Below are 19,683 nucleotides of genomic sequence, written 5' to 3'. Positions count from 1 at the left end.
CCGAGATCGGGGTCGACGACCGGCCCGGGTCCGGGCTGCCCGGTGGGCGGCGCCGCCTCGGCAGGCAGCGGCCCCGGGGCGCCGGTGAACGGCGGCGGGACGTCCAGCGGGACCGGCGGTGGCAGGTTGGGGTTCAGCCGGTTCTCGCTGTAGGTGATCTCATTGGGCCGCGCCGACGCGCCGACGAACGGGTTGACCCCGAGTGGCGGGAAGTTGTACTGGCGGTTCTTGATGATCGGCGCCAGGTACTGGACGCACAGCTTCGACGACTGCTCCCAGCCCTTGCGCGACGCGGCCTGAACGGCGCTGCAGATGAACTGCACGGTGTTGGCGAAGTTCACCGGAGCGAGGATGCCGGTCACCGCGCTCTGGGCGGGCTGGTAGATGTTCATGAAGTTCTGGAACACCGTCGGCGTGATGTGCAGCACCTGCTTCACGTCGGCGCGACTGTCGTTGAGCGCCGTGGTGACCGACGCGAGCCGGTCGACGGTGACGCCGAGGCCCTCGCGGTTCTCGGCGACGAAGCCGCGCAGGTCGTTCACGGCGCCGTCGAGCGCGCGGGTGGCGTTTGCGAACTCGTCGGGTGAGTTGTCCAGCAGCGTGGTCACTTCGGCGAGGTTGGTATTGAACGCGGCGAGCAGATTGCTGCTCGACGTCAGGGCCGCGACCAGCAGTTGCAGGTTGCGCACGGTGCTGAAGATGTCGGTGCTGTGGTCACCGAGGGCTGAGACCGCCTGCGACAGCTTGATCACCGTCTCGCGGGCGGTGTCGCCTTCGCCGCGCAGGTTGTCCGCCGCGGTGTTGACGAACTCCCCCACCGCACTCGGACCTCCCGGCGTGACGGGCTGCAATGACTCGGTCAGCTTCTCGAGCTGCTGCCGGAAGTCGTCCCACTCGACGGGAACGGCCGTCCGGTTCTCCGGGATGACGCCTCCCGCTTCGAGTTTCGGCCCTCCGGCGTACGCGGGAACGAGCTGGATCGCCCTGGCGCTGACCAGCGACGGTGACAGGATCGCGGCCTTCGCCTCGGCGGGCACCGGGTATTCGGAGTCGACGGAGAACGTGACCTTGGTGTTCTCCGGCTGCGGCTCGATCTCGTCCACGGTGCCCACGGCGACACCGAGGATGCGGACTTCGTCGCCGGTGTACAGGCCGTTGGCGTTGGCGAAGTATGCGGTGAACGTGTCTCTGCTGACGCGGTCCCACCACGGTGTGGCCACCACGGTGGTCGCGACGGCGAGGGTGAGAATCAGCGTCGCTGCCAACGCGATTCGTGCATGGCGGAAGTCGATGCGCATGGTCACGGCCCTCCGTCGGGCGTAGGCGGCGGGACGGTCGGCGGCGGTGTGGGTCCGGATTCGGCCGGCGGCCCCGGCGGCGGACCGCCCGGCGGTGGAGCGGGCAATGGTTCGCGGTAGGGGTAGCGCGGATCGCCCGGGTTGCCCGTGATCGCTTCGGGCAGTGTGAGGTGCGGTTCGCCGCCCTGGCCGGTTCGCGGGAACGGTATCGGCATCGGCGGGATTCCGGGCTGACCGATGCCGGGGTCGACGAGTTCGGAGGGCAGCAGCACGTTGGGATCGAGCCCGAGGTCGGAGAACGCGGCGTCGATGAACGGCTGGGAGAACTGGCCCGGCGCGAGATTCACCAGGGAGGCCTTGAAGAAGGGGCCCGATCCGAGCACTTCGCCGAACGACATCGCGTAGCGCCGCAGCAGGTACAGGGTCCGCTGCAACTCCTGTTTGCGGTTGTCGAGAATCTCCAGGACGCCGTTGAGCTTGTCGACGGCGGGTTTGAGTTCGGTGCGGTTGTCCGCGATAAGGCCGGAGATCTGTTCACCGGCCGCCCTGAGGTTGACCAGCAACGCATCCACCGAATCCCGTTGCGACAACAACTCGGCGAGCAGGGCGTTGGTGTTGGCCACCAGGCCGGCGATCTGGTCGCTGCGCTTGGCGAGCACCCCGGTGACCGCGTCGGCATTGGCCAGCAGGTTGCGCAACTGCGCATCCCGCTCGTTGAGGGTGTCGGAGAACCGCGACACCCCTTCGAGCGCCATCTTCAGCTCGGGCGGTGTGTCGGCGAACGTGTCGGCCAGGGTGCTGAGCGATGTGGAGAGCTGGGCGGTGTCGAGGCCGCTGATGGTGGTGGTGAGGTCACCGAGCGCGTCCGGCAGGTCGTAGGGAGACGTGGTGCGGTCCATGGGGATCGGACCGTCGAGCTCGCCCTCTCCGCGGGGCGTGACCTCCAGCATCTTGGTGCCGAGCACGGTCTCGGTCTTGATGGCGGCCTCTGTCCTGTCTCCCAGGTCGACACCCTTGCGGGCCGTGAACTCCACCAGCACCTGGGTGCCTGCCAGGGTGACATCACCGACCATGCCGACCTCGAGTCCGGACACCCGCACCTCGCTGCCCGGTTTGATGCCGCCGGCTTCGGCGAAGTACGCCGAGTAGTCGGCCGTGCGCTTGATCAGTGGCAGCTTGTCGTAGGAGAACGCCGCAGCGACGAGCGCGACCAGGATCAGCGTCCCGACCGCCCCGACGGCGGGCCGGCTGCGCTGGGCCAGCGGTGTGATCGACGGCCGCTTCCACCTCAGTGCCGGTCGTCTCATTTCGGTGTGCACCGTCCCGAATCCTGGCCCGCGAGTTTGACGTACGTGGGCTCCCCGCCCTTGCCGTTGAGCTTGAGGATCGCGTCGCACAGGTAGAAGCCGAAGTAGTCGCCGTAGAGCCCCTGCCGCGCCAGCACCTGATACGCGTCGGGCAGGGTCTTGACCAGATCGTCGACGTAGTCCCGGTCGGCCATGATCTGGCCGGCGAAGCGGTCCGTCTGGGTGACGGCCTCTGCGACGGTGGGTCGGATCTCCTGGAACAGGTCGGCGACCGTGCCTGCCGCTGCGTTGATGTAGGCGGTGCCGTTGGTGATGTCGGTTCTGCGGTCGGCCAGTGTCTGGGCGAGCGCAGACAGGGTGTCCAGGCCGTCGGCGAACTGGTCGTCGCGCGCGGCGAAGGTCGCCAGCACGGTGTTCAGATTGGTGATCACCTCACCGATCAACTCGTCGCGGCCCGCCAGTGTCGACGTCAGCGCCGAGGTCTGCGACAGCACCGAGGCGATGGTGCCGCCCTGGCCCTGGAACACCTCGAGCAGTTCGCCGGACAGCGCGTTCACCTGGTCGGGGTCGAGCGCGCGGAACAGCGGCCGGAAGCCGCCGATCAGTGCGTCCACGTCGAGCGCAGGCGACGTCCGGTCAAGCGGAATGGTTTGTCCCGGTTGCAGTTTCCGGACGGCGCCGGGACCGTCCTCGAGCGCGAGATACCGGTCGCCGATCAGATTCTCGTAGCGCACCGCGGCCCGGGTGCCTTCGGTCAGCGTCAGCCCGTTGTCGACGTCGAAGTCGACGCTCACGGTGCCGTCATTGTGCAGCGTCAGCTCTTTGACCTTGCCGACCTCGACGCCGGCGATGCGAACGAAGTTCCCGCCCTTGAGCCCGGACACATTCGCGAACACCGCGGTGTAGGTGCTGCGCGCGTCGAAGCGGAATTGGCCGAACACCGTGACCAGAGCGAACATGAAGACCAGGCACATCGCGGTGAACAGCACCACGCGGGTGAGGGCCCGGGGGGTTCTCCCACTCATGGTGCGTCCTGTCCGGTCGGGATCGGTGGCGTCAAGGGAGCCGGCATCGGTGGCGGCGGCGCCCCGGGAGGGGGTGGGTAGAGCGGGGTGCCGTCGGGCGCGTAGAGCGCGGCGCCGTACGGGGGCGCCCCGGGGAAGGCCGGCAACGGTCCGGGCGCGGGACCGCCGGGGTACCGGATACGTGGCGGCTCCGGAATGGCCTTGGTCACCGGGAAGTAGTTCGCGAAGCCGGGGAACCCGATGCCCGGGTTGGGCCGCACGTCCAGGCCGGTGCCGAACCCGGTGTCGGTGACCAGGTACTTGACCGGGAAGTTCTTGCTGACGTCGGGCAGCGATCCGCAACCGGGCCGCCCGCCAGGTCCGCCCTTCGCGTTCACGCGGGGCAGGTGGTCCGGGTACCGGTAGGAGTCGTCCCCGAACAGCAGCGCGGCATCCATGATGACCGATTTGCCGTTGCCGCCCAACGCGTCCCGGCCACCGTTGTCGAGGAACCACTGGGCGCCCTGGAACAGGCAGGTGTAGGTCGGTGAGTAGGTGTCCAACAGTTCGGTGGTCGGCATCAGCAGATCGAGTGAGCGCACCAGGGCGGGCTGGTTGCCGCCGATGACGTTGATGCCGGACTGCGCGAACCCGACCGACGACAGCAGCAGGTCGTCGAGGGCGCGGGCGTTCGTGTCGATCGTCGTGCTGGTGGTGGAGAACGAGTCCAGCACCGACAGGATGTCCTGCGCCGCCGTCGAATAGGCGTCGGCCGTCTGGCCGAAGAGCTGCCAGTCCCGTTGCACCGTGGGCATCCGCGGGTTCACGGCGAGCAGCACGTTGTTGGAGTCGGTGATGGCCTGTCCGATGACGTCGCCCTTGCCGCGCACCGCCTGTGCCACCGCAGACAGCACCGAGTTCAGCTTCGCCGGGTCGACGGACTGCACCACCGACTGCAGATTCTGGAACACCGTGTTGACCTCGACGGTGACGTTGCGCGACCGCAGCACCGCGCCCGGCTCGAGTGCCTGCGCGGAGGCGCCGTCCTCGGGCACGACGAGGTCGACGTACTTGGCGCCGAACGCGGTGCTGGCCTTGATCTCCGCTTCGACGTTGCGCGGCAGGAACTCGAACTGGTCCGGGTCGATCTTGAGCGTCAATTTCGAGTTCTCGGCTCCATCCGCCGCGGCTTCGGTGCCGATGCCGTCGACCTCGCCGATCTGCACGCCGCGCAGCTTCACCTTGGCGCCGTCCTCCATCACCAGCCCGGAGCGGTCGGACACCAGGGTGACCGGCACGAAGCTCTTCGCCGCGCCGGTGAACAGCACGGCGGTCAGTGCCACCAGGACAATGACCACCACGAAGAGCACCGGCGCCCACCAGATCGGGTCCACGCCGGACCGCCGCGGCGAATTGTCCGTATTGCCGGCCACGCTCACCCCGACAGGTGGAAATTGCCGGACTGCCCGTACACGGACAGCGTGATGGTCAGCAGGATGAAGACCCCTGCGGTGATCGAGGTGCGCACCGCACGCCCCACCGCCTCGCCCACACCTGCCGGGCCGCCGGTGGCGGTGAACCCGTAGTAGGTGTGCACCGCCATCACCGCGGCGGCCATCGCCAGCGCCTCGGTGAACGACCAGAACAGGTCCGTCGGGTGCAAGAACGTCGTGAAGTAGTGGTCGTAGACGCCGCGCGACTGACCGTAGATGACGGTGGTGCCGAACCGGGTGGCCAGGAACGACATCAGCACCGCGACGGTGTAGATCGGGATCACCGCGATGATGCCCGCCACGATGCGCGTCGACGCCAGATAGGTGACCGCGCGGATGCCCATGACCTCGAGGGCGTCGATCTCCTCGTTGATGCGCATGGCGCCCAGTTGCGCGGTCGCGCCGGCGCCGATCGTCGCGGCCAACGCGACACCCGCGGTAGCGGGTGCGATGAAGCGGACGTTGAGGAACGCGCCGAGGAATCCGGTGAGCGCCTCGATGCCGACGTTGGACAGCGTGTTGTAGCCCTGCACGGCGATCAGCGCGCCGGTGGACAGCGTGAGGAAGCCGACGATCACCACCGTGCCGCCGATCACCGCAAGCGCGCCGGTGCCCAGACCCATGGTGGCGACCAGCCGGAGCACCTCACCGGGGTAGCGGCGCACCGCGTCGGTGGTGGCGGCCAGCGCCTGTCCGTAGAACGCCGTCTGCTCCCCCAGTCTGCGGGTCGTGCCGATCACGCGGTCCAACGCCGACGGTTCGCTCGCGAGCTCGCTCACGGCGCCACCTTCACGCCGAGCGCGGTGGCGAGGATGTTGATCAGGAACAGCGCCATGAAGGCGAAGACCACCGTCTCGTTGACGGCGTTGCCCACCGCGGTCGGTCCGCCACCGACGGACAAGCCCTTGTAGCAGGCGATCAGCCCGGCCGACAGGCCGAACAGCAGCGCCTTGACCAGCGACACGATCACCTGCGGCAGGCCCGTCAGCAGCGTCAAGCCGAAGGCGAAGGCGCCGGGAGTGACGTCCTGGACGAACACCACGAAGAAGTAGCTTCCGGTCAGGCCGACGACGGCCACCACCGAATACAGCATCAGCGCAACGAATGTCGCGGCGATCACCCGCGGCACCACCAGCGCCTGGATCGGGTTGACCCCGATCACCTTCATGGCGTCGATTTCCTCGCGGATGGTCCGCGCGCCCAGATCGGCGCACATCGCGGTGGCGCCGGCACCAGAGACGACGATCGCCGTGACGACGGGCCCCACCTGGGTGACCGACGCCAGGGCCGCACCGGCGCCCGAGAGGTCACCCGCGCCGACCTCGATCAGGACGATGTTGAGCGTGAAGACGATGAGCACCGTGTACGGGATCGACAGCACCACCGTGGGCACGATCGACACCCGTGCGACGAACCAGATCTGATCGATCAGCTCGCTGAACGCGAACGGGCGGCGGAACATCGCGGCGAACGTCTCACCGGCGAGGACGAAGAAATCGCCCATCGCCACCGCGGGTCTCGCGAAGGCGGTCCGGTTCACACGCCCCCCTCGAATGCTGCATCGGTCGTTGCACTGTCCAGCCGGGGCCGGTGCCGGCTCGACGAGAAGCAACGTCGTGTCATCGCGTGGATTTCGTCGAGCTCGGAGGCAGACGCTAGGAAGACCCGCATTTGCTGTCAACCGATCCGGCGACGCAAACGCGCACGTCAAATAGCGGAAATCGCTGGTTGGCGAACGCAACCGGTCCGCCGGGCACCGATTGAATCGGGTCGAGTTAAATGACGCTGGATCGCTGAGGCCGTGCCGCCGTCAGGCCGATTCCACTGCCGGGGCACCCGACGGGGTCAACCGGTACCCGACGCCACGCACGGTCGTCAGCATCTGCGCGTGGTCGCCCAGCTTGGACCGCAACCGCCGGACATGCGAGTCCACCGTCCGCTCCGATGTTCCGGCCCGCGCCTTCCACACCTCGGCAAGCAGCTCGGTGCGGGACACGGTGCGGCCGTTCGCGCGATCGAGGTGGGCGAGCAACTCGTACTCACGGTAGGCCAACCGGATTCGCCTGCCGTCGACGGTCACAGCGCGCCGGACCGGGTCGACGGCCAGGCCGGTGGCGGGCCCGTCGACCGACGGATCGGAAGTCGCGGAGCGCACGACAGCGCCGGGGATCGTGCGGGCGATGAGCGCGCCGTACTGGCCGACGAGGTCGAGAGCGTGCCCGGCCAGATCCGGCGGACAGCGGGGCAGGTCGATGTACAGCACGACGCGCACGGTGCCGACGTCGGAGTCGGCCGGACGGCCACCCTGGTACACGAAATCACTATCACCACGGCCCGGCCGTCCCGCCACCGGTTTGCCTCGCCGTGAGCGCAACTCAGAACGCGGCGATCACCTGGCCCCGGTAGGCGGTGCCGATGAAGGCGCGCGTCGATGCACAGTTCAGCGCCGCGCCGAGCAGGCGGACGTCGGCATCGTCGCAGTTGTCGGGACGGGCCACGAGGTATTCGGCGTAGGCGGGATTGCCGTGGTCGAACACGAGGGCGGCACCGGTGGTGACGCCGCGGCCCATCGCCTGGTTGCCGAACAGGAACGCGGCATCGAAGTCGGCCAGCACGTCGGCGAGCAGCCAACTGCTCAGTTCCTTGAGCACCAACTCGCGCGGGTTGTGCGTGACGTCGGCGGTCGTCGCCGGTGCCGCACCGGGCCGCTGCAGCTCGATCAGGTCCTCGTCGGCGAGCATCTCCAGCGCCCGGCCGATGTTCACCGGATCCGACGGCAGCGCGATCTCGGCGAACCTGGGGATGTCGGCCAGGCCGGGCCAGACCGCCGAGTACAGGCCGAATGGTTCGATGTGCACCGGCGTGATCGGCACCAGCCCCGCACCGGTCCGCCGGTTGAACTCGGCGAGAAACGGCAGGTACTGAAAGTAGTTGGCGTCGAGTCGTTGCGCGGCAACCAGATCGTTGGGCTCGTCGAAGGATTCGAAGGTCTCGATGCGCAGGTCGACACCGTGGCCGGCGAGCATCGGCTGGACGTGCTCGAGGATCTCCGCGTGCGGGACCGGTGAGGCGGCGACCCGCAGCGGCCGCATGCCGACACCGGCGATCGACCGCACGGTCCGGCTCACGGGGCCCGCCTCGTCACAGCCGCCGACCCTACCCGCCTTCGGGCGGGCGGGGGTGCGGCGCCGAATGTGCCCGATTGTGACGCCGAACGACTCACCGTGAACCGAACCATGGGAGCCGCCAGCGGTCTGTCCCTACCGTGCGGGTACCGAAACACCGAAGGGGTCACCGCATGTCAGAAACCATCGCTCCCGTACACGGTGTGGGCGATCCGCCCCAATCCCCGGCGCGCCGGCTGTCCGGCAATCTGGGTGTCGCGTCGATCGTGTTCATGGTGGTTGCGGCCGCCGCGCCACTCGGGGTGATCGGTGGCGTCGTGCCACTGGGCATCGCCGGCGGCAACGGCGCCGGCTTCCCCGCGACGTTCATCGTGGCGACGGTGATCCTGCTGCTCTTCTCCGTCGGCTTCACCGCCATGACGCCCCATGTCCAGGAGGCCGGCGCCTTCTTCTCGTATGTCCGCGCCTCGCTTGGCTTCCCGGTCGGCATCGGTGTCGCGTTCGTCGCGATCGTGAGCTACCTCGCGATCGAGGCCGGTGTCTACGGCCTGCTCGGACCGGCCGGTGCCACCGTCGTCGAACTGTTCGGCGGACCTGCGCTGCCCTGGTGGTTGTTCGCGGCGCTGGCCTTCGCCGTCACCACCTACCTCGGCTACCGCAACATCGCGCTCTCGAGCAGGGTGCTGGCGGTCCTGCTGACCGCGGAGATCGCGATCGTCGCGGTGCTCGACGCCGTCATCGTGGTCCGCGGCGGCAACCACGGACTGTCCACAGGCATCGTCGATCCCGACGCGATCCTGTCCGGATCACTGGGTATCGGATTGCTGTTCGCCATCATCAGCTACGTCGGCTTCGAGGCGACCGCCATCTTCCGCGACGAGGCGCGCGACCCTGAGCGCACCATCCCCCGCGCGACCTACGTCTCACTGCTCCTGATCGGGGTGTTCTACGCGCTCACGAGTTGGGCCCTGATCTCGGGCTGGGGCGACACGCAGGCACTGTCACAGGCGCAGAACTCCGGTGGAACCTTCCTGTCCGACACCGCGGCGCGCTACATCGGGACTTTCGGCACCGACGTGATCACGGTGCTGTACTTCACCAGCCTGTTCGCCTGCATCCTGGCGTTCCACAACGTGGTCTCGCGGTACGTGTTCACGCTGTCGCAGCGCGGTGTGCTCCCCGCCGCGCTCGGTGACCCGCACACGAAACACGGTTCTCCGCACCGGGCTTCGCTGTGGATCTCCGGGGCGGTCGCCGTGAGCGTGCTGCTCGCCGTGGCCTTCGGTCTCGATCCGGCCGCACAGTTCTACACGTGGTTCGCCGGTGCGACGACCGTCGGCATCGTCGTGCTGCTCATCGCGACGAGCGTCGCCGTCCTGGTGCACTTCGGCCGCGACCGGCGCGGACACTCGCTGTGGCGGGTCCGGATCGCCCCCGCGCTGGGCCTCGTCGGACTCATCGGGGCGCTCGCGCTGATCCTGGCGAATCTCGACGACCTCGTCGGCGGCTCGAGCGTGCTCGCCGTCATCATCGTGGGACTGCTGGTGGTGGCCTTCGTCGCGGGCACCGTCGTGGGCACCCGGGTCGGTGACCGCACGGTGCGGGCGGTGTCATGACCACCACCGCCGACCCGGTGCTGGACAGTGCCGACGACGCAGCGGCGCAACTGATCTCGGCTCTCGCCGACGGCAGTGTCACCGAGGTGGAGATCGCCTGGAGTGACGCCTTCGGGCACGCCGCGGGCAAGCGGATCCCGGCCGACCGGTTCCTCGACCGAGCCAGGGGCATCGGGTTCTCGTTCTGCGAGGCCGCACTCGGCTGGAACGCCGAGGGCACCGTCATCGACTCACTGGAGCTGACCAACTGGAGCGGCGGTTACCCCGACGTCTACGCCGTGCCCGACCTGTCGACGTTCCGCCGGCTGCCGTGGCGACCGTCTGCCGGACATGTTTTGTGCGACATCGTCTCCCACGACCGATCGCCGTCGAAGCTGGATCCGCGGGCGGTGCTGCGCCGGGTTTTGAACCGGCTGGCCGGCCTCGGCTACACCGCGAAGGTGGGCGTGGAGCTCGAGTTCTACCTGCTCGACCCCGACGGATCTCCGTTCCAGCAGGACATCCACGCCTACTCACTCGAGAACGCCAACGCCCTCGGCCCCGTGCTGGGCGACCTGCACGACACCCTGACGCGGTTCGTGCCGCTCGAGGGCGTTCAGACCGAGTACGGGCCCGGGCAGGTCGAGACCAACCTGGTCTACGCAGACGCACTGCAGGCCGCCGACGACAGCGCACGCCTCAAGTACGCCGCCAAGGAGGTTGCCCGCAGGCACGGCAAGGTCGCGAGTTTCATGCCGAAGCCGTTCGCGGACCAGTCCGGGAGTTCGGCACACCTGCACATCTCGCTGTGGCGGGACGGCAGGCCCGCGTTCGGGACGAACGACGGACACGAGAACGACACCGCACAGCACGCCATCGCCGGTCTGCTGAACCACCTGCCGGCGATCACGTTGTTCGGGGCGCACTCGGTGAACGCCTACCGGCGGTTCGAACCGGACTCCTTCGCCCCCGCCACCGTCACCTGGAGCCGGGACAACCGCAGCGCCGCCGTGAGGTCCCTGGTGTCCGGCTCGGCCGAGGAGAGCCGCATCGAATTGCGCACCGGCGCATCGGATGCCAATCCCTACTGGCTGGTCGCGTCGGCGCTGGCCGCGATCGTGGCCGGGCTCGAGGCCGGCGACCGGCCACCGGACCGCGGGGACGGCAACCTCTACGAGCGTGGCGCGCCGCTGCCCGAGTCGCTCGGCGCGGCGCTGGCCGAGACGCTGCGCGACAACGTCATCGGTGAGATCCTCGGGACCGACTCGGTGCTCGACTTCACCCTGATCGCCCGCAGCGAATGGGTGGAGTACTCCCGGCAGGTCACCGACTGGGAGCGGCGACGCTACCTGGCGACGTCGTGACCGGTCCCCGCTTCGGCGTGTGGGCACCGGTCTACGGCAATCACGGCGCCCGAAGCCATCCGGACGACGCCCCCGACGCCGGGTATCGACGCAACCGGGATCTGGTGCTGCGCGCCGAACGAGCCGGGTACGACGCGACGCTGCTGGCGCAGCACGTGATGCACCCGAGCAACGTCGAGGAGGACGTGCTCGAGACGTGGTCGACACTCGCGGCGATCGCCGAGGCGACGTCGACCATCGAGCTCATCGGTGCGGTGAAACCACTGCTGTTCAATCCGCTGGTGTTCGCGAAACTCGCCGCCAACATCGACGCCATCTCCGGCGGCCGGTTGAGCGTCAACGTCGTCTCCGGATGGTTCCTGCCCGAACTCGCCGCCCTCGGGATCGAAGTGCCCGACCACGACGACCGCTACGCCCACACCCGGCGCTGGCTGCAACAGGTCGTCGAACTCTGGCAGGGCAAGGAGGTCGCCCTCGGCGCGCCCGATGGTCCACCGGCCCTGGTCCGGCGCGTTCCCGAGCGGATGCCCACCGTCTACGTCGGCGGTGAGTCACCCCCCGGCCGGGCACTGGCCGCCGACCACGCCGACGTCTACTTCCTCAACGGCCGCCCGCTCGAGAAGACCGTCGACGTGCTCGCCGACCTGCGTGCCCGCCGCGGCAACCGGCCGGGTCTGCGGTTCGGCCTCTCGGCGTTCGTGATCACCCGCGACACCGAGGCCGAAGCGAACGCCGAGCTGCAGCACCTGCAGGCCCTCGTGGACGCGGAGTCCCGCCCGGAGGTCTCATCGGGCGCCGACCCCAAGACCGCCATGTACCGGGTGCTCGCGGACACCAGCAGGGTCGGTTCCAACGGCGGGACACTCGCCGGACTCGTCGGCAGCCATACCCAGGTGATCGACCGCATCGCGGCGTTCCACGAGGCCGGGATCGAACTCTTCATGCTCCAGTTCCAGCCGCTGGAGACCGAATTGGATCGCTTCGCCGCCGAGATCATCCCCCGTCTCCGCTGACCGGAAGGCCCTCACATGACAGTCGCGCAGAGGACACTGCACACCGCGGGCGATCCGGGCTCGGTCGAGGATCGGCTGGCGCGGCTACCCGGTATCGTCGCCACGCTGCGCGCGGACGACGCCGCCGCCGACCGCGAACGGATCCTGCAGCACGAGGCGGTCACCGCCCTGCGGGACACCGGTGTGCTGGCGCTGCGCGTGCCCACCCGCTACGGCGGGCCGGGCGGCAGCGTCCGCGACGTGATCACCGCGGTGATCACCATCGCCAGTGGCAGTTCGAACGTCGCGCAGGCGCTGCGGGCGCACTTCGGCTACAGCGAACGCCTGCTGTCGAACCGCGCCACCGAAGCCGAACGCGCGGAATGGTTTCCGCGCATCGACGCCGGGCTGATGTTCGGCAACGCCGTCACCGACGCCCGCGGCGCCACCCCGGGCGGAGCCGACACGACCCTGCTCCCCGACCACGACGGTGTGCTGCGGCTCAACGGGCACAAGTTCTACTCCACGGGCACGCTCTACGCCGACGTGGTCGCGGTGTCGGCGGTCGACCAGGCCGGCCGCGACCTGCAGGCCGTCGTGCCGGTGGACCGCGACGGCGTCGAACTGTTCGACGACTGGGACGGATTCGGTCAGCGCGTCACCGCCAGCGGCGGCACCCGGTTCACCAACGTCGCCGTCGAGCCGCTGGAGGTCACCACAGTCACCGACGGCGCCCACCTCGGCCACAGCACGACGTTCCAGCAGCTGTACCTCGCCGCCGTGACCGCAGGCATCGCCCACGGTGCGCTCGACGACGCGGTGGCCTACGTCCAGACCAGAGCCCGCCCCGCCTCACACGCGCTGTCGACGACCGCGGCGAAGGACCCGTTCATCGTCGAGGCGGTCGGCGACATCGCGGCGGCGGCGTGGTCGGCTCAGACGCTGGTGCTCTCGGCGGCCGACGAGATCGACCGCCTGGTCGACCGCGGCCTGCAGGACGACATCGACGCACTCGGGGCCGTCGCGGTGACGGTGGCGAAGGCGCAGCTGGTGTCCGAGCGTCTGGTGCTGGCCGCCGCCGAGCGGCTGTTCGACACCGGCGGCGCCTCGGCCACCGCGCGCACACTCAACCTCGACCGGCACTGGCGCAACGCCCGCACGATCGCGAGCCACAGCCCGCTGTCGTACAAGGCCTATGTGGCGGGCGACCATCACCTCAACGACGCGCCGCCACCCACCAACGGCTACTTCTGATTCAGGCCGTCGCGAGCAGCCGCCACAGTCCGATCAGCCCCACCACGACGATCACCGCCCGCAGCGCTCCCGGTGACAACCGGCGGCCGTAGTGTGCTCCGAGGAAGCCACCGGCGAGTGATCCGACGGCGATCAGACCCGCTGCTGCCCAACTGATCCGGTCGAACGCCACGATGGTGTACGCCACCGCGGCGACGACGTTGACGATCAGCGACAGCAGGTTCTTCGCGGCGTTCATCCGCTGCATCGACTCGGGCAGCAGCGCACCCATCGCGGCGATGAGCAGGATGCCCTGCGCGGCGGTGAAGTACCCGCCGTAGATCCCGACCACGAACGTGGCGATCACCAGTGCGGCCATCCGGCCCCGGCTGATGTCGTCGACGGACCGGCCGCTGTCCTCGGCCCGGCGCCGCGCCCAGCCCTGGATGCGCGGACCCACCAGCACCAGCAGCAGTGCGGCGATCAGCAGCACCGGGACGACCTGGACGAAGACCTTCTCGGGCAGGTGCAGCAGCAGCCACGCGCCGGCCAGCGCGCCGAACAGCGACCCGGGGATCTGCCACCGCAACCGGCGCCACTGACCGCGCAGTTCCCGGCGGTAGCCCCAGGTGCCGGACACCCCGCCGGCGACGAGTCCGACCGCGTTCGACATGGTGGCGGTCACCGGCGGATAGCCCAGCGCGACCAGCGTCGGGAAGGTGATGAGCGTGCCGGAGCCGACCACCGCGTTGATCGCACCCGCTCCGACGCCGGCCAGCGCGATGAGGATCATGTCGATGACGGGCACCGGACCACCCTAATCGGCGCCGACCGGTGGCCTCCGTCACGCTCAGCGCAACGGGCGACGCCCGGGAATCACCGCTTCTGGCCGCGCTTCTCGCGCACCCGCACGTTGACCCGGATCGGGCTGCCGTCGAACCCGAAGGTCTCCCGCAGCCGGCGCTCCAGGAACCGGCGGTAACCGGCCTCGAGGAACCCGCTGGTGAACAGCACGAAGGTGGGCGGGCGCGTCGCGGCCTGGGTCGCGAACAGGATGCGCGGCTGCTTTCCGCCACGCACCGGCGGCGGGTTGGCCGCGACGACCTCCTTGAGGAAGGTGTTCAGCCGGCCGGTCGAGATGCGCGCGTCCCAGGACGCGAGTGCCTGCTCGAGCGCGGGCACCAGCTTCTGTACCGCACGGCCCGTCATTGCCGAGATGTTCACCCGCGACGCCCACTGCACCTGGGCGAGTTCGCGATCGATCTCGCGGTCGAGCTGGTAGCGGCGGTCCTCGTCGACGAGGTCCCACTTGTTGAACGCCAGCACCAGCGCGCGTCCGGCCTCGATGACCATCGACAGCACCCGCTGGTCCTGCTCGGTCAGCGGCTGTGAGGCGTCGATCAGCACCAGCACCACCTCGGCGGCGTCGATGGCGCCGTGCGTGCGCACCGATGCGTAGAACTCGTGGCCACTGGCCTGGCCGACCTTACGGCGCAGCCCCGCGGTGTCGATGAATCGCCATGTCTTGCCGCCCAATTCGATCAGCGAGTCCACCGGGTCGACGGTGGTGCCCGCGACGTCGTGCACCACCGAGCGCTGATCGCCCGCCAACCGGTTCAGCAGCGAGCTCTTGCCGACGTTCGGCTTGCCGACCAGCGCCACGCGGCGCGGCCCGCCCCCGGTCGCCGAGAACTCCGACACCGCGGGCAGGCTCTCCATCACCCGGTCGAGCAGGTCGGCGACTCCACGGCCGTGGATCGCGCTGACCGGATGCGGCTCACCGACACCCATGGACCACAGCGCCGCCGCGTCGGCCTCACCGCGCTCGGTGTCGACCTTGTTGGCGGCCAGGAACACCGGCTTGCCGGATTTGCGCAGCATCCGTGCGGCGGCCTCGTCGGCGGTGGTCGCGCCCACCACCGCGTCGATCACCAGGATGATCGCGTCGGCCGTGCGCATCGCCACCGACGCCTGTTCGGCCACCAGCTGCTGCAGCCCCTTGGCGTCGGGCTCCCATCCGCCGGTGTCCTGGACGACGAACCGCCGGCCTGACCACGTCGCGTCGTAGGAGACCCGGTCGCGGGTGACGCCGGGCACGTCCTGCACCACCGCCTCGCGGCGGCCCAGGATGCGGTTCACCAGTGTGGACTTGCCGACATTGGGCCGTCCGACCACCGCGACGACCGGCGGCGGGGAGGTCGCCTCCTCGATCGCCTCGGCGACCTCTTCGGCGCCGACCTCCCATTCGCTCTCGTCGGCCCACGTTCCGTCGTCGGTCATCGCCGCACCCCTGTGCGCCGGGCCACCAGGTCGGTCAACGCCGCCACCACCTCGGGTTCGGTCATCGCGCTGGTGTCCACCTGCACCGCGTCGTCGGCGGCGCGCAACGGCGACACCGCCCGTGTCGAGTCGAGATGGTCGCGGCGCCGGACGTCGGCGAGCACGGTCTCGTAGTCGTCGGGCAGCCCGTTGGCGACGTTCTGGTCGTTGCGCCTGCGGGCGCGTTCCTCGGCCGAAGCGGTCAGGAATATCTTCAGATCGGCGTCCGGAAGGACGACGGTGCCGATGTCGCGGCCCTCGACCACCACGCTGCCGGGGCCCGCGGCCAGCTCCCGCTGCAGCCCCACGAGGCGGGCGCGCACCGCGGGCACCGCCGACACCGCCGACACCGCCCTGGTCACCGCGTCGCCACGGATCTCACCGGACACGTCTTCGCCGTCGAGGTAGGCACGGTCCTCGTCGGGGTCATATCCCACCGACAACGGCACCGCGGCCGCGGCAAGCTCGATGGCGGGGGTGTCGGCCAGGTCGACCCCGGCACGCAGCACCGCCAGCGTGACGATGCGGTACATCGCCCCGGTGTCGAGATACCGCGCGCCGAGCGCGCGCGCCAGCCCACGCGACACCGACGACTTCCCGGTGCCTGCCGGACCGTCCACGGCGATCGTCACTGCCTCGAGCACCGATCCGGTCACATCCCCACCGCCTTGTACAGCTCGCCGATCTCCTTGCTGGTCAACACCCGGATGCTGCCGGGGCGCTGGTCGCCGAGGGTGACGGCGCCCAGGTCGGTGCGGACCAGCTCCTGCACCGGATAGCCGACCTCCGCCAGCATCCGGCGCACGATACGTTTGCGGCCCTCGTGCAGCGTCACCCGCACCAGGGTCTTGCCCGGCACCGCGTCGACCACCGCGAAGTCGTCGACCCGCGCAGGCCCGTCGTCGAGTTCGACGCCGTCGCGCAGCTTCTTGCCCACCCCGCGCGGCATGGTGCCGAGCACCGTCGCCAGGTAGGTCTTCTGAATCTCGTACGACGGGTGCATGAGCCGGTGCGCGAGTTCCCCGTCGTTGGTCAGCAGCAGCAGGCCTTCGGTGTCGGCGTCCAGCCGGCCGACGTGGAACAGCTTCTTGTTGCCCCGCACCCGGTGCTCGACGAGATCGCCGACGCAGGGCCTGCCACGGTCGTCGGACATCGTGGAGTGCATCCCCCGCGGTTTGTTGATCGCCAGGTGCACCAGCGTGTCGTCGAACCTCACCCGCACGCCGTCGACCCGGATCTCCGACACCTCGGGATCGACACGGGTGCCCTGTTCGGTCACGATCCGCCCGTCGACCTCGATGCGGCCGTCGCGGATCATCCTCTCGGCGACCCGCCGCGAAGCCACCCCTGCCTGCGACAGCACCTTCTGCAGCCGAATCCCCTCGGCGTCCGTCCCTGCCATGTCAGTCCCGGTCCACGTCGAAGGACAGCGGCTGGTCGGGCGTGCGTCCGCCGCTGAGCTTGATGAAGCGCGGCTCGTCACCGAGCGACTCGCTGAGGTCGTCGATGACGTCGACGTCGGGCAGCAGCGGTGCGATGTCCGGCAGGTCCGTCAGTGACGACAACCCGAGGCGCTCCAGGAACAACTCGGTGGTCGCGAAGGTGGTGGCACCCGAGTCGGGGTCGGTGCCCGCCTCGGTGATCAGCCCGCGGGCCACCAGCGTGCGCACCACCGCGTCGACGTTGACGCCGCGCACCGCGCTGACCCGGGCGCGGGTCACCGGCTGCCGGTAGGCGACCACGGCGAGGGTCTCCAGCGCCGCGCGGGTCAGCTTCGACCGCGCGCCGTCGAGGACCAGCCGCTCCACATACGGGGCGAAGCGCGCGCGGGTGTACATCCGCCAGCCGCCGCCCGCCTCCCTGAGGTCGATGCCGCTGCCGCGCTCGGCCAGCTCCGCGGCCATCTGCGCCAGCTTCGCGACGATCCGGTACGCCGGCTGCTCGGTGGCCGTCGCCAGCGCATCCACCGTCACCGGGGTGTCCACCACCAGCAGCAGCGCCTCGAGCACCGCGCCGAGTTCGGCGTCCTCGAGCTCCGGTGCCGTCGCGACGTCGATGCCCAGGTCGGTGTCGTCGACGTCGGTGTGGTTCGGGTCGATGCGGTTCGGTTCGGTGTGATTGGAGTCGGTGCGGCTCAGGTCGTCGTGCACCGCGATGTCGTCGGTCATGGTTCTCGCTCTTCCACCGCGTCAGCGGTTGCCAGGTGTTCGCTGGTCGGCCGATCCCCGGTCCACGAAATCTGGAGCACACCAAGCGGTTCTGATTGGTCGAATGCTACCGCCCGCGCCCGGTACAGTTCGAGCAGCGCCAGGAACCTGCCGACGATCTCGATCGGACCCTCGCATTCGGCGACCAGTTCGGCGAATGTCGCCCACTCGCCCGCTCCCCGGATCTCCAGCAGCGACAACAGCCGCCTGGCCTGTTCCGGCACCGAGACCGCGGAGACGTGCATGTGCTCCATGCCCACCGTCGGCACCGGCCGCGGCGTGAACACCGTCGCCGCGATCTGGGCGAACCTGTCGGCGTCGACGCCGAGCATCACCTCGGGCAGCAGGTCGGCGTAGCGGTCCTCCAACGACACCGCCCGGGGGTAGCTGCGCAGCGCCGCCGCCTCGAGTTCGGCGAACATCACCGCCACATGTTTGTACGCCCGGTACTGCAGCAGCCGCGCGAACAACAGGTCGCGCACCTCGAGCAGCGCGAGGTCCTCTTCGTCGTGCACCTCGCCCGAGGGCAGCAGCCGCGCCGCCTTGAGGTCGAGCAGCGTGGCCGCGACCACCAGGAACGCGGTGGTCTCGTCGAGTTCCAGCAGCGGGCCGATGTCGCGGGTGTAGGCGATGAAGTCGTCGGTCACCTGGTGCAGCGCCACCTCGGTGACGTCGAGCCGGTGGGCGAAGATCAGCTGCAGCAGCAGGTCGAAAGGGCCCTCGAAGTTGCTTAGACGCACCCGGAACCCGGTCTGACCGCCGGAGTCCGGTTCGCCGTTCCCAGCGGCTGCGGCGTCGGTGCTCACCCGCCGAACCGGTGGATGACTTCCCGCGCGAGTGCCCGATATGCCTCGGCACCACCGGATTTCGGCGCCCAGGTGGTGATGGGCTCGCCGGCCACACTGGTCTCGGGGAAGCGGACGGTTCGGGTGATCACGGTGTCGAACACCAGGTCGCCGAAGCGCTCGAGCACCCGCGCCATCACCTCGCGGGAATTGACGGTGCGCGGGTCGTAGCGGGTGATCAGGATGCCGCTGATGGACAGCCGCGGATTGAGCCGGTCGTGCACCTTGTCCACGGTGTCGGTCAGCAGCGCCAGCCCGCGCAGTGAGAAGTACTCACACTCGGTCGGGATGATCACGCCGTCGCTGCACGCCAGCCCGTTGACGGTGAGCAGTCCCAGCGACGGCTGACAGTCGATGAGCACGTAGTCGTAGCGGTCCAGCACCGGGTACAGCGCGCGGGCCAGTGTCTGCTCGCGGCCGACCTCGTTGACCAACTGGATCTCCGCCGCCGACAGGTCGATGTTGCTGGGCACCAGGTCCAGCCCCTTGACCCGGGTGTTGATCAGCACGTCGTCGATCGACACCCGCGGTTCGACCAGCAGGTTGTGGATCGTGTGGTCGAGTTCGTAGTGCGGCACCCCGAGACCGGCCGACAGGGCGCCCTGCGGGTCGAGGTCCACCAGCAGCACCCGGCGGCCGTACTCGGCGAGGCTGGCACCGAGGTTGATCGTCGACGTGGTCTTGCCGACGCCGCCCTTCTGGTTGCACATCGCGATGACCTTGGCCGGGCCGTGCGTCGTGCGTGGCGCCGGTTCGGGAACGGTGCGCGCCGTCCGGCCGGTGAGGCCGGTCTGCGCCGGTGGGTCGGCGCCGCCGCCGTCCTCACTCATATCTCGGCCATGGCGAACATCCGGGCAAGTTTAACGGCGCGACGCTGCGGAAACGGGCAGACCCGCGGGCG

General features: G+C 69.4%; 19 protein-coding genes. 4 read left to right on the top strand and 15 right to left on the bottom strand.

All coding sequences use genetic code 11. The features are described 5' to 3' along the window. The 8 genes from H7I41_RS16285 to H7I41_RS16250 all read right to left on the bottom strand — a co-directional run. The coding region (locus H7I41_RS16285) for an MCE family protein (protein ID WP_264013645.1) at positions 1–1,298 on the bottom strand (1,298 nt) is incomplete at its 3' end. Positions 1,299–1,300: 2 nt separating this feature from the next. Beyond that, the gene (locus H7I41_RS16280) at positions 1,301–2,569 is read right to left on the bottom strand and encodes an MCE family protein (protein WP_372503757.1); all 1,269 of its coding nucleotides are present in this window, start codon (positions 2,567–2,569) and stop codon (positions 1,301–1,303) included. 32 nt (positions 2,570–2,601) lie between these two features. Then, positions 2,602–3,630, bottom strand: coding sequence for an MCE family protein (locus H7I41_RS16275; protein ID WP_264013642.1), 1,029 nt, complete (start codon positions 3,628–3,630; stop codon positions 2,602–2,604). Next, on the bottom strand, positions 3,627–5,042 hold the full coding sequence (locus H7I41_RS16270; protein WP_264013641.1) for an MCE family protein: 1,416 nt from the start codon (positions 5,040–5,042) through the stop codon (positions 3,627–3,629). The genes H7I41_RS16275 and H7I41_RS16270 overlap by 4 nt, the downstream gene beginning before the upstream one ends. Before the next feature lie 2 nt (positions 5,043–5,044). Next, positions 5,045–5,881 carry an ABC transporter permease gene (locus H7I41_RS16265; RefSeq protein WP_264013640.1) on the bottom strand — a complete coding sequence of 279 codons (837 nt, stop codon included), beginning with the start codon at positions 5,879–5,881 and terminating at the stop codon, positions 5,045–5,047. Continuing rightward, entirely contained in the window at positions 5,878–6,642 is a 765-nt protein-coding gene (locus tag H7I41_RS16260) for an MlaE family ABC transporter permease (RefSeq protein ID WP_264013639.1), read from the bottom strand. Before H7I41_RS16260 ends, H7I41_RS16265 begins: the two co-directional genes overlap by 4 nt. A 270-nt stretch (positions 6,643–6,912) precedes the next feature. Then, positions 6,913–7,416, bottom strand: coding sequence for a winged helix-turn-helix domain-containing protein (locus H7I41_RS16255; protein WP_264013638.1), 504 nt, complete (start codon positions 7,414–7,416; stop codon positions 6,913–6,915). Positions 7,417–7,477: 61 nt separating this feature from the next. Next, the gene (locus tag H7I41_RS16250; RefSeq protein ID WP_264013637.1) at positions 7,478–8,230 is read right to left on the bottom strand and encodes a MetQ/NlpA family ABC transporter substrate-binding protein; all 753 of its coding nucleotides are present in this window, start codon (positions 8,228–8,230) and stop codon (positions 7,478–7,480) included. A 170-nt stretch (positions 8,231–8,400) separates the two neighbouring features. Between H7I41_RS16250 and H7I41_RS16245 the strand changes: the two genes are divergently transcribed. From H7I41_RS16245 to H7I41_RS16230, 4 genes are read left to right on the top strand one after another with little or no spacing between them, the layout of a single operon-like run. Next, positions 8,401–9,843 carry an APC family permease gene (locus tag H7I41_RS16245; RefSeq protein WP_264013636.1) on the top strand — a complete coding sequence of 481 codons (1,443 nt, stop codon included), beginning with the start codon at positions 8,401–8,403 and terminating at the stop codon, positions 9,841–9,843. Next, complete coding sequence (locus tag H7I41_RS16240; RefSeq protein WP_264013635.1) at positions 9,840–11,186, top strand: glutamine synthetase family protein; 1,347 nt, start codon at positions 9,840–9,842, stop codon at positions 11,184–11,186. Before H7I41_RS16245 ends, H7I41_RS16240 begins: the two co-directional genes overlap by 4 nt. Continuing rightward, entirely contained in the window at positions 11,183–12,199 is a 1,017-nt protein-coding gene (locus tag H7I41_RS16235; protein ID WP_264013634.1) for an LLM class flavin-dependent oxidoreductase, read from the top strand. The genes H7I41_RS16240 and H7I41_RS16235 overlap by 4 nt, the downstream gene beginning before the upstream one ends. 15 nt (positions 12,200–12,214) lie before the next feature. Then, complete coding sequence (locus H7I41_RS16230; protein WP_264013633.1) at positions 12,215–13,432, top strand: acyl-CoA dehydrogenase family protein; 1,218 nt, start codon at positions 12,215–12,217, stop codon at positions 13,430–13,432. A 1-nt stretch (position 13,433) separates the two neighbouring features. Here the strand turns inward: H7I41_RS16230 and H7I41_RS16225 are convergent, their stop codons facing one another. From H7I41_RS16225 to H7I41_RS16195, 7 genes are all read right to left on the bottom strand, one after another. Next, entirely contained in the window at positions 13,434–14,204 is a 771-nt protein-coding gene (locus H7I41_RS16225) for a sulfite exporter TauE/SafE family protein (RefSeq protein WP_276008916.1), read from the bottom strand. Between the two features lie 83 nt (positions 14,205–14,287). After that, on the bottom strand, positions 14,288–15,691 hold the full coding sequence (der, locus tag H7I41_RS16220; protein ID WP_264013631.1) for a ribosome biogenesis GTPase Der: 1,404 nt from the start codon (positions 15,689–15,691) through the stop codon (positions 14,288–14,290). Next, positions 15,688–16,386 (bottom strand): (d)CMP kinase, encoded by a 699-nt coding sequence (gene cmk / locus H7I41_RS16215; protein WP_372503756.1) that lies wholly within the window; start codon positions 16,384–16,386, stop codon positions 15,688–15,690. The genes der and cmk overlap by 4 nt, the downstream gene beginning before the upstream one ends. Continuing rightward, positions 16,383–17,132, bottom strand: coding sequence for a pseudouridine synthase (locus H7I41_RS16210; RefSeq protein WP_264013630.1), 750 nt, complete (start codon positions 17,130–17,132; stop codon positions 16,383–16,385). Before H7I41_RS16210 ends, cmk begins: the two co-directional genes overlap by 4 nt. A gap of 1 nt (position 17,133) precedes the next feature. Next, the gene (gene scpB / locus H7I41_RS16205; protein WP_264013629.1) at positions 17,134–17,898 is read right to left on the bottom strand and encodes an SMC-Scp complex subunit ScpB; all 765 of its coding nucleotides are present in this window, start codon (positions 17,896–17,898) and stop codon (positions 17,134–17,136) included. Continuing rightward, on the bottom strand, positions 17,895–18,743 hold the full coding sequence (locus H7I41_RS16200; protein ID WP_264013628.1) for a segregation/condensation protein A: 849 nt from the start codon (positions 18,741–18,743) through the stop codon (positions 17,895–17,897). Before H7I41_RS16200 ends, scpB begins: the two co-directional genes overlap by 4 nt. Continuing rightward, positions 18,740–19,612 (bottom strand): ParA family protein, encoded by an 873-nt coding sequence (locus H7I41_RS16195; RefSeq protein WP_264013627.1) that lies wholly within the window; start codon positions 19,610–19,612, stop codon positions 18,740–18,742. Before H7I41_RS16195 ends, H7I41_RS16200 begins: the two co-directional genes overlap by 4 nt. Positions 19,613–19,683: the final 71 nt, after the last annotated feature.

The sequence above is a fragment of the [Mycobacterium] manitobense genome, from assembly GCF_025821665.1.
GTDB lineage: Bacteria > Actinomycetota > Actinomycetes > Mycobacteriales > Mycobacteriaceae > Mycobacterium > Mycobacterium arseniciresistens.
Note: the sequence above shows the minus strand (reverse complement) of the source record. Positions and strands in the feature narration are given on the sequence as shown.